The sequence below is a fragment of the Bacillus sp. UNC437CL72CviS29 genome (genome assembly GCF_000482345.1).
Classification (GTDB): Bacteria; Bacillota; Bacilli; order Bacillales; family Bacillaceae_G; genus Bacillus_A; species Bacillus_A arachidis.
In genome coordinates this window covers 338,091-351,977 of sequence record NZ_AXVB01000003.1, presented here as the reverse complement: position 1 = coordinate 351,977, position 13,887 = coordinate 338,091, and the positions used below count along the sequence as shown (strand labels likewise).

15 protein-coding genes are annotated in these 13,887 nt (G+C 35.9%); 4 read left to right on the top strand and 11 right to left on the bottom strand.

The window, feature by feature from the left end; translation table 11 throughout:
- Nucleotides 1–26: 26 nt before the first annotated feature.
- The 3 genes from pyc to M014_RS0101985 form a co-directional block, all read right to left on the bottom strand.
- Complete coding sequence (pyc, locus tag M014_RS0101995) at nt 27–3,473, bottom strand: pyruvate carboxylase (RefSeq protein ID WP_026590212.1); 3,447 nt, start codon at nt 3,471–3,473, stop codon at nt 27–29.
- 329 nt (nt 3,474–3,802) lie between these two features.
- On the bottom strand, nt 3,803–4,984 hold the full coding sequence (locus M014_RS0101990; protein WP_026590211.1) for an FtsW/RodA/SpoVE family cell cycle protein: 1,182 nt from the start codon (nt 4,982–4,984) through the stop codon (nt 3,803–3,805).
- Nucleotides 4,985–5,107: 123 nt separating this feature from the next.
- Nucleotides 5,108–5,395: a YlaN family protein gene (locus M014_RS0101985; RefSeq protein WP_026590210.1), complete on the bottom strand. Its 288-nt coding sequence runs from the start codon at nt 5,393–5,395 to the stop codon at nt 5,108–5,110.
- Nucleotides 5,396–5,548: 153 nt separating this feature from the next.
- On the opposite strand from M014_RS0101985, the gene M014_RS0101980 reads away from it, so the two are divergent.
- Entirely contained in the window at nt 5,549–6,046 is a 498-nt protein-coding gene (locus M014_RS0101980; RefSeq protein WP_026590209.1) for a hypothetical protein, read from the top strand.
- Nucleotides 6,047–6,177: 131 nt separating this feature from the next.
- On the opposite strand, the gene M014_RS0101975 is transcribed toward M014_RS0101980, so the two are convergent.
- A complete protein-coding gene (locus tag M014_RS0101975) occupies nt 6,178–7,506 on the bottom strand; it encodes a PhoH family protein (protein WP_026590208.1) in 1,329 nt (442 codons plus the stop codon).
- Nucleotides 7,507–7,780: 274 nt separating this feature from the next.
- Nucleotides 7,781–8,236, bottom strand: a complete 456-nt coding sequence (locus M014_RS0101970) for a pyridoxamine 5'-phosphate oxidase family protein (protein WP_026590207.1) — start codon at nt 8,234–8,236, stop codon at nt 7,781–7,783.
- A gap of 142 nt (nt 8,237–8,378) precedes the next feature.
- On the opposite strand from M014_RS0101970, the gene M014_RS0101965 reads away from it, so the two are divergent.
- Entirely contained in the window at nt 8,379–8,579 is a 201-nt protein-coding gene (locus M014_RS0101965) for a YlaI family protein (protein ID WP_026590206.1), read from the top strand.
- Between the two features lie 36 nt (nt 8,580–8,615).
- On the opposite strand, the gene M014_RS0101960 is transcribed toward M014_RS0101965, so the two are convergent.
- The 3 genes from M014_RS0101960 to typA all read right to left on the bottom strand — a co-directional run bounded on the left by M014_RS0101960 (nt 8,616) and on the right by typA (nt 11,260).
- A complete protein-coding gene (locus tag M014_RS0101960; RefSeq protein WP_026590205.1) occupies nt 8,616–8,891 on the bottom strand; it encodes a hypothetical protein in 276 nt (91 codons plus the stop codon).
- A gap of 11 nt (nt 8,892–8,902) precedes the next feature.
- A complete protein-coding gene (locus M014_RS0101955) occupies nt 8,903–9,205 on the bottom strand; it encodes a YlaH-like family protein (RefSeq protein ID WP_026590204.1) in 303 nt (100 codons plus the stop codon).
- A gap of 210 nt (nt 9,206–9,415) precedes the next feature.
- Nucleotides 9,416–11,260, bottom strand: coding sequence for a translational GTPase TypA (gene typA / locus M014_RS0101950; RefSeq protein WP_026590203.1), 1,845 nt, complete (start codon nt 11,258–11,260; stop codon nt 9,416–9,418).
- A gap of 140 nt (nt 11,261–11,400) precedes the next feature.
- Here typA and M014_RS0101945 point away from each other — a divergent pair, with 140 nt between their 5' ends.
- Complete coding sequence (locus tag M014_RS0101945) at nt 11,401–11,580, top strand: DUF5325 family protein (RefSeq protein ID WP_026590202.1); 180 nt, start codon at nt 11,401–11,403, stop codon at nt 11,578–11,580.
- Nucleotides 11,581–11,623: 43 nt separating this feature from the next.
- Here M014_RS0101945 and M014_RS0101940 read toward each other — a convergent pair whose 3' ends face one another.
- Together M014_RS0101940 and M014_RS0101935 are read right to left on the bottom strand one after the other, a co-directional pair.
- On the bottom strand, nt 11,624–12,415 hold the full coding sequence (locus M014_RS0101940; protein WP_026590201.1) for an inositol monophosphatase family protein: 792 nt from the start codon (nt 12,413–12,415) through the stop codon (nt 11,624–11,626).
- A gap of 88 nt (nt 12,416–12,503) precedes the next feature.
- Nucleotides 12,504–12,692: a hypothetical protein gene (locus M014_RS0101935; protein ID WP_001250169.1), complete on the bottom strand. Its 189-nt coding sequence runs from the start codon at nt 12,690–12,692 to the stop codon at nt 12,504–12,506.
- A 207-nt stretch (nt 12,693–12,899) separates the two neighbouring features.
- On the opposite strand from M014_RS0101935, the gene M014_RS0101930 reads away from it, so the two are divergent.
- The gene (locus tag M014_RS0101930) at nt 12,900–13,526 is read left to right on the top strand and encodes a YktB family protein (protein ID WP_026590200.1); all 627 of its coding nucleotides are present in this window, start codon (nt 12,900–12,902) and stop codon (nt 13,524–13,526) included.
- Nucleotides 13,527–13,607: 81 nt separating this feature from the next.
- Here the strand turns inward: M014_RS0101930 and M014_RS0101925 are convergent, their stop codons facing one another.
- Nucleotides 13,608–13,877: a UPF0223 family protein gene (locus M014_RS0101925; RefSeq protein ID WP_026590199.1), complete on the bottom strand. Its 270-nt coding sequence runs from the start codon at nt 13,875–13,877 to the stop codon at nt 13,608–13,610.
- Nucleotides 13,878–13,887 lie beyond the last annotated feature (10 nt).

The window sequence follows — 13,887 nt, the reverse complement described above, 5'->3', positions numbered from 1 at the left end:
CTTTTGAGCAGCTCTTTTCTTGATTTTTATTGTTCTAATTCAATAAGTAAATCCCCTGTTTGAATCGCATCGCCATCTTTTACATATACTTTCTTCACTTTTCCATCGAATGGCGCCTGAACCGTTGTTTCCATTTTCATTGCTTCTGTGATTGCCATGGAATCACCTTTTTTCACTTCATCGCCTTCATTTACAACGATTTTAATGACCGTTCCTGGCATTGTTGCACTAATATGATTTGGATTTTCACGGTTTCCTTTCACACGCTGCGCAACCGTTGCTTTAACACTTTCATCTTTCACAACAATTTCACGCGGTTGTCCGTTAAATTCAAAGTAAAGTACACGCGTTCCATCTGGTTGAGGCTCACCAATTGACACTAATTTAACAATTAATGTTTTACCACGTTCAATTTCCACACCAATTTCTTCACCCAATCTCATACCATAGAAGAATGTTGGTGTATCAAGTACAGATACATTTCCATAAAGTCCAGTTACCTTTTGATAATCCATAAATACTTTTGGATATAATGCATATGCAACAACATCAAAAATAGTTACTTCACGTCCAAGTTTATGGAATAACTCTTCTTTTAAAGCATCAAAATCCACTGGTTCTAACAGTTCTCCTGGTCTTACCGTTAATGGCTCTTTTCCTTTTAAAATGATTTTTTGTAATTCTTTTGGGAATCCGCCATATGGTTGTCCAAGATCTCCAGAGAACATCTCTACAACAGAACCTGGGAAATCTAACGCATGTCCCCGTTCAAAAATGTCTTGTTCTGTAAGATGATTTTGCACCATAAATAGTGCCATATCGCCAACAACTTTTGATGATGGTGTTACTTTTACAATATCACCAAACATATCATTTACACGGCGATACATTACTTTTACTTCATCAAATCGATCTCCTAAACCAACCGCTTTCGCTTGTTGCTGAAGGTTACTATATTGACCACCTGGCATTTCATGCATATATACTTCTGTATGCGGTGCATTCATACCACTTTCAAATGGTGCATAATATTTCCGAACATCTTCCCAGTAATGTGAAAGTTTTTCTAATGCATCCACATTCACATCTGGTTGTCTTTCATTTCCACCAAGCGCATAATATAACGTATTTGCACTTGGTTGTGATGTTAGGCCTGCCATTGAGCTTACAGCAACGTCGACAATATCAACACCTGCTTCAATTGCTTTCGTATACGTTAAAACACCATTTCCACTTGTATCATGTGTATGAAGGTGAATCGGAATCGATACCGCTTCTTTTAACGCAGAAACTAAATCGTAAGCTGCATTTGGTTTTAATAATCCAGCCATATCTTTAATACCTAGAATATGCGCTCCTGATGCTTCCAATTCTTTCGCTAAGTTTTTATAATAATTTAAGTCATATTTACTACGCATTGGGTCATGAATATCCCCTGTATAACACATTGTTGCCTCTGCAATTTTGCCACTCTCTCTTACAGCATCAATTGCAACTCTCATACCTTCAACCCAGTTTAAGCTATCAAAAATACGGAATACATCAATACCCGCCTGTGCTGAACATTCCACAAATTTTTGAATTAAATTATCTGGATAGTTTTTATAACCAACTGCATTTGATGAACGAAGAAGCATTTGAAATAAAACATTAGGCATTCTTTCACGAAGCTCTAATAAGCGTTCCCATGGATCTTCTTTTAAGAAACGATACGCAACATCGAATGTTGCACCGCCCCACATTTCCGCTGAGAATAAATTGGGTAACATTCTAGCTGTTGGCTCAGCAACTTGATTTAAATCTTTTGTACGAATACGTGTTGCAAGTAATGATTGATGCGCATCACGGAATGTAGTATCCGTTAATAGTACGCGCTTTTGATCTTGTACCCATTTTACTAGACCATCTGCACCGCGTTCGTCTAAAATTTGTTTCGTTCCATTTGGAACTGATTCAGAATGTTTCAAATTCGGTATACGTGCATCCGGGAAAATCGGTTTTTCTTTCTTACCTACTCCAGGGAAACCATTTACTGTTACTGTACCTACATAACTTAACATCTTCGTCCCACGGTCTTTACGTTTCGGGAAGACGAACAGTTCAGGCGAAGCATCAATAAACGATGTATCATACTCTCCTGATAAAAAGTTTCTATGCTTTACTACATTCTCTAGGAATGGAATATTTGTTTTAATACCACGGATACGGAACTCTTTTAGGTTACGCTCCATCTTTGCAGCTGCTTGTTCAAATGTAAGTGCCCAAGTCGTTACTTTAACAAGTAATGAATCATAATATGGCGTAATAACTGCTCCTTGGAAGCTGTTACCTGTGTCAAGACGAACACCAAAACCGCCACCAGAACGATATGCCATAATTTTTCCTGTATCCGGCATGAAATTATTAAGCGGATCTTCCGTTGTTACACGAGATTGGATTGCATATCCATGTATAATAACATCCTCTTGTTTTGGTACGCTCACTGTTGAACTATGTAAAGAGTGTCCATCAGCAATCAAAATTTGAGACTGAACAATATCAATTCCTGTAATCATTTCTGTAATTGTATGTTCTACTTGAACACGTGGATTTACTTCAATGAAATAAAAGTCATTACCTTTTACAAGGAATTCAACTGTACCAGCATTTAAATAGTTTACGTTTTTCGTTAGCTGTACCGCCGCTTCACAAATACGATGGCGAAGTTCATCTGAAAGCGATACACTTGGCGCAATTTCAACTACTTTTTGATGACGACGTTGTACAGAACAATCGCGTTCGTATAAATGCACAACATTGCCTTCTTCATCTGCTAATATTTGTACTTCTATATGTTTAGGTTTTTCAACGAATTTTTCAACATACACTTCATCGTTACCAAAAGCTGCTTTCGCTTCTGATTTTGCACGATCATAAGATTCTTTTAATTCATCACCGCTACGTACAATACGCATACCACGGCCACCACCACCAAGTGATGCTTTAATAATTATCGGGTAATCATACTTCTTAGCAAATTCTTCAACTTCGTCTAGTGAATGAACAGGTCCATCGCTACCAGGAATAACTGGAATATTTGCTAATTGTGCTTGTTTTCTTGCTTTTACTTTATCTCCAAACATATCTAAATGTTTACTTTGTGGTCCGATAAAGATAATCCCTTCTTCTTCACAACGTCTAGCAAATTGGATGTTTTCTGACAAGAATCCATATCCAGGGTGAATCGCGTCCACATGGTTGCTTTTCGCAATCTCAATAATACCTTCAATATCAAGGTAAGCATCGATTGGCTTTTTGCCTTCCCCCACTAAATAAGATTCATCTGCTTTATAGCGATGGTAAGAACCACTATCCTCTTTTGAATAAATTGCAACTGTCTTTAATCCAAGTTCTGAACAAGCCCTGAATACACGAATTGCAATTTCGCCACGGTTAGCTACTAATACTTTTTGAATACGTTGCAGCTTTGACATGATTTTCCCCCTCTACTTTCCTACCACTCTAGAGATTAAATAGGCACACGCTCTAAAAAGCGTGAAGTTCTTCACTTTCTTTTCTAAATTATACTTGGAAAGCTTCACTTTATTTTTATACATCATACCTTATTTTTCAACAAATGATAAGTTTTCTAATCAATTTGTTTCACAAAAATAGTATAGCACAACTCTTCCTTTTCTAACAGTTTTAATGTATATCACATTCGGATAAATATGACACACTATTCTTATTAAAACTTCACAAAGTATAACTCATTATAACACCATAATAAAAAGGCTTTGTGTCATCAAACACAAAGCCTTTTTTATTTTACAACAACAAGATGTGGCTCACCCTGTTCTTTTTTCTCATATACTTCTTTTTGTTGCTTCTCTTGTCGTTTCACGTAACTACCTATATTTATCAATATACCCATTGCAATTAAGTTCGCCATTAAAGAACTACCACCATAACTGATAAATGGTAAAGGTACACCAGTAAGAGGTATTAGCCCCGTCATACCACCAACAATAACAAATGTTTGTATCCCAATCAGACTAGCAATACCAATTGCAATTAAACTTCCAAATGGATCTTTGCACTTTTGAGCAATTCGCAATGCCCGAATAATAATAAGTAGCAAACTAATTAAAACAATCGCTACACCGATAAAGCCAAGTTCCTCAGATATAATCGCCATAATAAAGTCTGTATGTGGTTCAGGTAAATAACCGAATTTTTGTATACTGTTACTAAGTCCTCTACCATTTAGACCGCCTGATGCAATTGCAATAAAGGAATTCACCAGCTGATATCCATCATGTTGAGTATCTTCAAATGGATTTAAAAACGCTGTAAAACGTGCCTTCTGATAATCTTCCAATGCATAGTTTCCAAATAAGTATAAAAGCGGAATCCATACAATTGCACTTAATGCAATACGCTTTATCCACTTGTTAATCGGAACCCCTGAACAAAGGAACATAATTCCAACAATACCTATGATTAACAAAACTGTACCTAAGTCATTTTGTTTTAGAATTAAAAATACTATTAATCCTATAAATAGAATTGTACCTGCTGATCCTTTCCATACTGAAGTATCTGTTTCTTGCCTTCTTGCAAAGAAACGTGCAAGTACGATAATGATAGCTATTTTAACAAATTCAGCCGGCTGTATACCAAACACCCAAGCTTGCGCACCATTTGCTTTCGTTCCAAGTAACAAAGATAACGAAAGCAAACCAATACTTCCTATCATCATTAGTAATAAAATAATTCTTTTTCTCCAAAACTGGTATGGAATCACAGCGATTATCCCTAATCCAAATACTGTACCTATTCCTAATGCTAGTAGTTGCTTATAAAAAAAGTAATTAGCCGGTTTCTCATATTTTGTAACCGCTAAAATAGAGCTAGAACTGTATACCATTACAACTCCCAGTACACATAAAATAACAAGAGGAAGCAATAATGAATAATCCATTGACTTCCATACTTTTTTCATTCAATATCCTCTTTCTGTTTTCAGTTTAATTGTTGTATTCCATATGTATCGCCATTCTTCCTGCTTTATTATACAAATAAAAAGCTCAAACTTAGTCAGTTTGAGCCCGCTTATTTGAACCCTTTATTGTTGTTTGTTTGTAAATGCTTCATGAAGTGCTGATAATTCCCGTTCGAGCTCTCCTAGCATTTCTTTCCCTTGCTCTTCTGGAATAAGACCAAGACGAACCGCAAAGTCAACTTCACGGGATAGTCCAAACATTTGCGTGTCAAGCACTTCTTCATATAATGGACATTGCGGCATCGTAAGGTGGTCCATTTGCACCTTAATAAGTCTTAAAATCTTCTCCGCATCCGCTTGTAGAAGGGCAAGTGCCTTTTCCTGATGATTTGCTACTGTCTCAGACGCCAAATTGATTCCCTCCGTTTCCGTCCTACTCTCCTATCCTATCTATTAATATTAGCGATAGTTTTAATAAATTGCAATAGAAACATTTTTTGTGACAATCATGTCTAATACTATTATACTGAAAAGTGGGAGCATAATACAAATGGGGGAACAACAATGAGTGAAATTTTATTTATAAATGGAAACGTACGCTTTCCGATCACACTTGACCCAAGCGTTTGGATTTTTGATGATCGAAAAGTAGATTTAACAACTTATTTCACCGAAACAAAAGAAGAAAAATCAGAATTAGAAGACTATCTCAAGCATACTTCCGAACACTGGGATCGCGAAATTCGTGATGGTGCCGCTTTTCCACCTATACAACAAAGCGTAAAAAAATTTAAAAAAGAACAGCTTATCACAGGAACGTTTGGCATACCACTTCATCCCTTTTTCAAAAATGCTGAGATTGTAGCAGAAGCAACACATGTTGAAATCCATACATTGCATGATTCCATCACACTTTCATTAGAAGAAGCAAACAATGCTATTCTTGGATTTTCAAAAGATGGAAAACCATTGCGAGAAGATGGACCTGTTCACCTTTACTTTGGTGATGGCTCTAATATAAACAATCCAATTCGAAATATCCGTAAGTTTACAATTATTTAAAAAAAGGAGTGGGCAAAAGCCACTCCTTTTTTTAGCCTTTTACTATCAGTAATATTTCTATCTCAAAATTCCACACATGCAATACAGTTAGACGCAAGCTAATAAATCCCCTCACTGATTAAAGTTCCACTTTATAATAAGTCCGCCGCTAATTGTGCTAAATTAGAGCGTTCTCCTTTTACAAACTTTACATGTCCACTAATTTTTTGTTCTTTAAATTTCTCTACAACATAGGTTAGACCATTATTATATTCATCTAGGTAAGGGTGATCAATTTGTTGCGGATCTCCCATTAATACAATTTTACTTTTTTCTCCAACCCTTGTTAATATTGTTTTCACTTCATGTTTCGTTAAATTTTGTGCTTCATCAATAATAATAAATTGATCTGGAATACTTCGTCCTCGTATATAAGTAAGTGCCTCTACTTCAATTGAACCCATTCCTGCTAAAATCGCATCTAATTCACCAGGTTTTTTTGTATTAAATAAATACTCTAGATTATCGAAAATTGGCTGCATCCACGGTCTTAATTTCTCTTCTTTTTCTCCCGGTAAATAACCGATATCCTTGCCGACTGGAACAATGGGCCGGGCAACAAGGAGTTTTTTATACAACCCTAAATCTTCGGTCTGCATAAGACCAGCAGCTAACGCAAGTAAAGTTTTACCAGTTCCTGCTTTTCCTGTTAACGTTACGAGTGGAATATCTTCACGAAGCAACAATTCTAATCCCATAATTTGCTGCACATTCCGCGGGCGTATTCCCCAAACTTGCTCATTATGAAAAATAAGTTTCTTCACCTTTTTCCCTGAATAATCAACAATTCCAAGCGCAGAACTAGAACCACCTAATGCATCTTTCATCACAATAAACTGATTTGGATAAAATGGATGATTTGCAATTTCTGATAAAGGAAGTTCTCCTTTTTCATAGTAATAATTTAACTGTTCTTTTGATATGTAGCCTTCTAAAAAACCTGAATATATATTGTCCACTTCAATGACACGATCACTTAAATAATCCTCTGCTTGTAAGCCAAGAGCATCTGCTTTTACTCTTACAAGCACATCTTTACTTACTAAAACAACAGACTTTCCATCCTCTTTCTCTTGTTCTTCTAAAAATATATTTTTCGCAACAGCTAAAATGCGATTATCGTTTGTTTTTTCAACAAAAATATCTTGTAGTTGAACAAATGAGCGATGGTTTAATTCAATACGAAATGTCCCTCCATTTTCAAGGGGAATACTCTCATGCAATTTTCCTAATTCACGAAATTTATCTATCAGTTTAGATACATAACGAGCATTTCGTCCAACTTCATCCATGTAACGTTTTTTCGAATCAACCTCTTCTAATACAACTGCTGGAATCACTACCTCATTTGTTTCAAAAGAAAAAATAGATAAAGGATCCTGCAAAAGTACATTCGTGTCTAACACATAAATTTTATCCAACCTGTTACCCCCTGACTCCACTTTTAAATTTGTAGAACAAGGGTTTCATCCATGATTATGATATGGACGAACCATTGTTATAATTATATGTAATGTATTAACGAGGTAGAATCTAAATTCATATAAATTAAAACTTTTCTCAATCATTTTTTTCATTTATAACTAGGTATCATATTCATCAAAATTTATATTTGAACATGGAACAAAGGTTACCTATTCACCCAGATTAAAATAGCAGTAAAAGGATGAACACCCATAGTACTCATCCACTTTTCTACAATCCTTTCATTGCCGTTAAAACTTGGTTATCAAGTTTTTCAGCAGCACGAAGATCATAAGTTTTTTCATATGCTGGTTCCAAAGCAAGCTTTGCTCCATAAAACATAACATCACGCACTTCTTGAACAGATACTTCTACTATAGTTAACTTAAGAGGAATCCCTTCCATTCTATCCGTTAAAATCTTTGCTTCACCGCTAATGGAAAATACAGATTCATTCGCCATTACAGTGAGTACAAGCCCTGCATGATGGCGTAAATTTTCCGCAATACGAGATCGCCAATCAACTGCAAACCGAATACGCGTCTCATTCATTGCATATACCCATGAAATAGCACTTACATTTGGAACAGCCTTTTCAAAATCAATTGTTGCAATTGTTATAATACGTCCTTCACGTAAAGATTGAACTAAAGAATCTGTCAATGTAGGTTCTACTACATTTGCCATATTTCCACCTCCAAAATTTTATTTATCTTAATGATAACTTATTTTTCGAATTGCGAAAATATTATTTTTTTCCTCCATAGTTCAAAAATATCAAATTTACATGCTATACTTATATCGATAGAATTTGTATTGAGGTGACGAAATGAGAGTCAAATGTATGCTTTGTGATAAAAAAGAAGAGTTAGATGACGAAAATCCTATGGCCAAAAGGCTTCGTAACCGTCCTATTCATACATATATGTGCATGGAATGCACAGAACGTATTGCAGAACGTACAATAGAACGCCATGCAACCGGAAAATTCCACCTATATCGTGATAAAACAGTAGAAGATGAGTGGTAAACTGTCAAATAAGTCCTTAATCATTCGGATGAGGACTTATTTATATTTCTCCGGCTCTTGTCTCATTTGATCTAAGAAACAATCTATAAGCTCTACTGGAAATCTTGTAGAATGTTTTTCTCCGCCTCGTTTATATGTAACTAAATACATATCTTCTTTCTTTTCCACTTCCACATCACTTAATTGATGATCTTCATGCAACATATCATGAAACAGCAAATATGTTTCTTGTGCAGCTGCATCATTGGGTCTTGCTTCCGCAACCGTTTTAATCGTTAACCAATTATATAATGTATCTTGTACAGAGCGCATAAAGAACCTCCTTAACTTACTCTTTGTTGCTTTGCTTGACGTAAACGTAATCTATAAATTCCTAGTACAATTGCGGCTACAACAAGTCCTTCTCCCACCGGCAACAAAACTCCTAAAAAAGTTAAGACTGTACATCCTAACGCCAGCGCCACATACACCACAATATTTTTTAATAGCGATAACTTCCTAGCAAACCCTAAATTATATACAAGGGCACTTAAAAAAATCATTGTGCCATATAAAAGCCACATCCCTATTTCTGGATTCGTATCTACATTATATAATTTTGCGAAAAATGACATTCTCTCTAGCATTATACTCCCCCCTTATTTTGCAAAGATGAACGAAAACAACCCATATGAGTCCAATCCACTAACTAGTAGTACCTTGATTCTTACTTTTTAAATTCTATTTTCCCTACTATAAGAGTACCTTGCAGAAAAACTACTGTCTAGATAAAAGAGTAAATTTTCTAAAAAAATAAACAAAAAGCTGCCTTTTTTAAAAAGGCAGCTTCATATTTTTTACGCTTCTACAGATTTCTTTTTCTTAGCAGCTCTTTCGCGCTCACTCTTATCAAGAATCTTTTTACGAAGACGAATTGATTCTGGAGTTACTTCACAGAACTCATCATCGTTTAAGTACTCTAATGACTCTTCTAAAGTCATTAAGCGTGGTTTTTTCATTGTTGAAGTTTGATCTTTCGTCGCAGAACGAATGTTAGTTTGTTGTTTCATTTTTACAACGTTAACTGTTAAATCATTCTCACGTGTATGTTCTCCGACAATCATACCAGCATATACTTCTGTACCTGGTTCAACGAAGATTACACCGCGGTCTTCAACTTGCATAATACCGTATTGTGATGCTTTTCCTGTTTCAAGTGAAACTAGAACACCTTGACGACGTCCACCAACTTGTCCAGCATGTACTGGCTGGTAGCAATCGAATGTATGGTTTAAAATACCGTAACCACGAGTTAATGTTAAGAATTCTGTTGTGTAACCAATTAAACCACGTGCTGGAACCATGAAAGTAAGGCGAACTTGACCGTTTCCGTTATTCACCATATCTAACATTTCACCTTTACGTGCACCCATTGATTCCATAATAGAACCAGTGTATTCTTCAGGCACATCGATTTGTACGCGTTCTACAGGCTCACATCTTACGCCATCAACCTCTTTAATAATTACTTCAGGCTTAGATACTTGTAGTTCGTAACCTTCACGGCGCATGTTTTCAATTAAGATAGATAAATGTAATTCTCCACGTCCAGATACAATCCATGCATCAGGAGACTCTGTATTATCAACACGTAAACTTACATCTGTTTCTAATTGTGAACGAAGACGCTCTTCAATTTTACGAGACGTAATGTATTTACCTTCACGACCTGCAAATGGACTATTATTTACAAGGAACGTCATTTGTAGTGTTGGCTCATCAATACGTAATAATGGTAACGCATCTTGATGTTCAACTGGACATACCGTTTCACCAACGTTAATATCTTCCATACCTGAAACTGCTACTAGATCTCCAGCTTTTGCTTCTTCAATTTCTTGGCGTTTTAATCCCATGTAACCAAATAGTTTTGTTACGCGGAATTGTTTTACGCTTCCATCGACCTTCATTAGTGCAACTTGTTGTCCTACTTTCATTGTGCCGCGGAATATACGACCTACCCCGATACGACCTACATAGTCATTATAGTCAAGAAGTGCTACTTGGAATTGAAGTGGCTCTTCGCTGTTATCAACTGGTGCTGGAATATGTTCAATAATTGTATCAAATAATGATTTCATATTCTCTTCTTGATTTGCTGGGTTTGAATCCAAGCTTGCTGTTCCGTTCATTGCTGATGCAAATACAACTGGGAACTCTAATTGATCTTCGTTTGCACCAAGCTCGATAAATAAGTCGATTACTTCATCAACTACTTCATCCGGGCGAGCAAAGTCACGGTCAATTTTGTTTACTACAACGATTGGAGTTAAGTTTTGCTCAAGAGCTTTCTTTAAAACAAATCGCGTTTGTGGCATACAACCTTCATATGCATCAACAACAAGTAAAACACCATCAACCATTTTCATAATACGCTCTACTTCACCACCGAAGTCAGCGTGTCCAGGCGTATCTAAAATGTTAATTCGTTTATCTTCATAATGAATCGCTGTATTTTTTGCTAAAATTGTAATACCGCGTTCTCTTTCTAAATCGTTCGAATCCATTGCACGTTCTTCTACGTGCTCATTTGCACGGAACGTCCCCGCTTGACGTAATAATTGGTCAACAAGTGTTGTTTTACCATGGTCAACGTGGGCGATAATTGCTATATTTCGTAAATCTTGTCGTTTTTTCAACATGTCCAACTCCTAGTGTCTTTTTAATCCTTCTCTATTATAAGAGTGAAGGGGATACAATGGCAATCAAAATAAAATCAAGAATGAAAATATAGTTGTATTCTTACTTTTGTGAAAGTAAAATGAAATTGGAGGGTGAAGATATGGAACAAATTCAGTACCGCTTTTTATTAACAGCTATTATCGGTGTTATTTTCTTAATTGGCATTGGAATTATGATTGCTGAAAATAGTCCCATCGGTATTATTATTTGCATTATCGGCACATTTGTTACAGTTGGATACGGATTTGTAACAAAACGAAAAATGCGTAAATCACAGTAACAGTAAAAAGTAAGAAGCTTTTCGTAGCCTCTTACTTTTTTTGTTACTGTGATACAAATGGTAGTAACTCTTCATATACCCCCGGCTTCGCAACTAATACACTACTTTTTTCTACAATAGAAAGTGCTTTACCAGCAAACGTCGTCACTTTGCCATCGACTTCTTCTACAATAATCAGTCCTCCGCCAAAATCCCAAGGAGATAATCGCGGCGTCACGTAAGCATCTAATCTTCCTGTTGCAACATATACCATTTCTAGTGCCGCGCAACCATATGAGCGTGTTCCTCGTGCTTTTTTCACGAGCTTCATCATTTTTTCCATATTAAGTAATGGATTATCAGTAAGCCACGTAGCATTTAAAGCAATAATCCCGCTTTCTAATGTACCTTTCTCTAAAGTGGGAATGGTTACACCGTTACAAAAGGCTCCTTCCCCCTTTATAGCATGATACAGTTCGTCATGAACCGGATCATAGATGAGGCCGATTTTTCCGATACCGTTCTCATAAATGCCAATTGAAATCGCAAAATTTCTTTTCTGATGAACAAAATTCATCGTACCATCAATTGGATCAATTAACCAAACAACCCCATCCGAAGAAGCAAGCTTATCTCCATATCCCTCTTCTCCTAAAATATAATGGTGTGGGTATGTTTCTTTAATTTTCCCAATCAAAAACTGTTCCGTTTCTCGATCCATATTTGTTACTAGGTCAGCTGCATTTGATTTCGTCTCCACAATAAGCGTCTTTTGCAATGATGCCATTAAACGCTCACCAGCTTCTTGAATCCACTGTTTTGCATGTGTATCGATTTCTTTCCATACCTCTTGCATGTTTAAACACTCCGATCTACACTGTTCACAGAAAAAACGAACCCTTTATAAGGTTCGCACCAACTTAATTTTTATACATATACTATTATTACGCTTCTAAACGGATCATTTCAAGTCTTAGCACTTCTAGCTTTTGCACGCACTCTTCTTTTTTCTGATTATCATTTTCCATCATTGCATCATATAGCGTTGCTAATTCATAATCTAACTCCAATCTTAGCACCGGAATTCTTTTTTCAGCATCTGTTCTCTTTAACGCGTTAATCACCTGTCTCATTTTTATTGCCTCCTCCCAATATTCGTCTGCCCTCGGACTAGAATTAACTTAATTTTCTGATTTTTTGTTTTATACTATACTATGTTGGATAAATCATCTATGCAACAAAATTATATTTTTTTACTGAAGTTTTTTTGTACTGTTTTTTTTATGAATCGTACAAGCTATGCTAAAATAAAAAACAAACTAGGAGTTGGAGGAACTATCATGACATTACAAACATTTAAATCAACTGACTTTGCTGTCTTTGCAGTTGATGGTCTCGAAGAACGAATGAATGCTATTAAAACGAATATTCACCCTAAATTAGAAGCTCTAGGCGAGCAATTTTCTCATTATTTATCAGAACAAACTGGGGAAACTTTTTTCTATCATGTTGCAAAACATGCACGACGTAAAGTCAATCCACCAAACGATACTTGGGTTGCTTTTTCAACAAATAAACGCGGATATAAAATGCTGCCACATTTTCAAATTGGTTTATGGGGTACCCATGCTTTTATATACTTTGGTTTAATTTATGAGTGTCCACAAAAAGTGGAAGCGGCTCATGCCTTCTTAGAACATTTAAATGATTTAAAAACAAATATACCAAATGACTTCGTTTGGTCCATTGACCATACCAAACCAGCTGTAAAATCGCATAACTCACTTGAAACAAATGACTTACAAAAAATGATTGAACGCCTAGCGACTATAAAAAAAGCAGAGTTACTAGTTGGTATTCACATTTCTCCAGAAGAGTGCTCAACACTCGATGATGAACAATTTCTTGAGAAGATACAAACTACGATGCACTCACTCCTTCCTTTATATAAAATTTGCAATCGATAGTAAGAAAACGGACAATTTATATTGTCCGTTTTAAGTTGTTATCCCATTATAGCACTTAGAATTTGATTTTTCAAAATCTTTTTACATTTTCACAATCTTTTGTTCTTCTACTTCTTTCGCCTTTTGAATCGCTCGGTATATAGAGTAACCACTTACTTCTTGAAACTCTTTATCAATTTTTTTCTCTTCCGCTTTCGACGGCACAATTTCTTTAAAACGGCGATATAATCTCATCAATTCTTCTCTGATGATACCTTTTTCATACGCCTTTTCAATTGCCTCATAGAATGTCACAATCGCAATCATCTCATCATTCGACCAATCATAATCAAGTGGATATTGATATTCCATATGTACACCT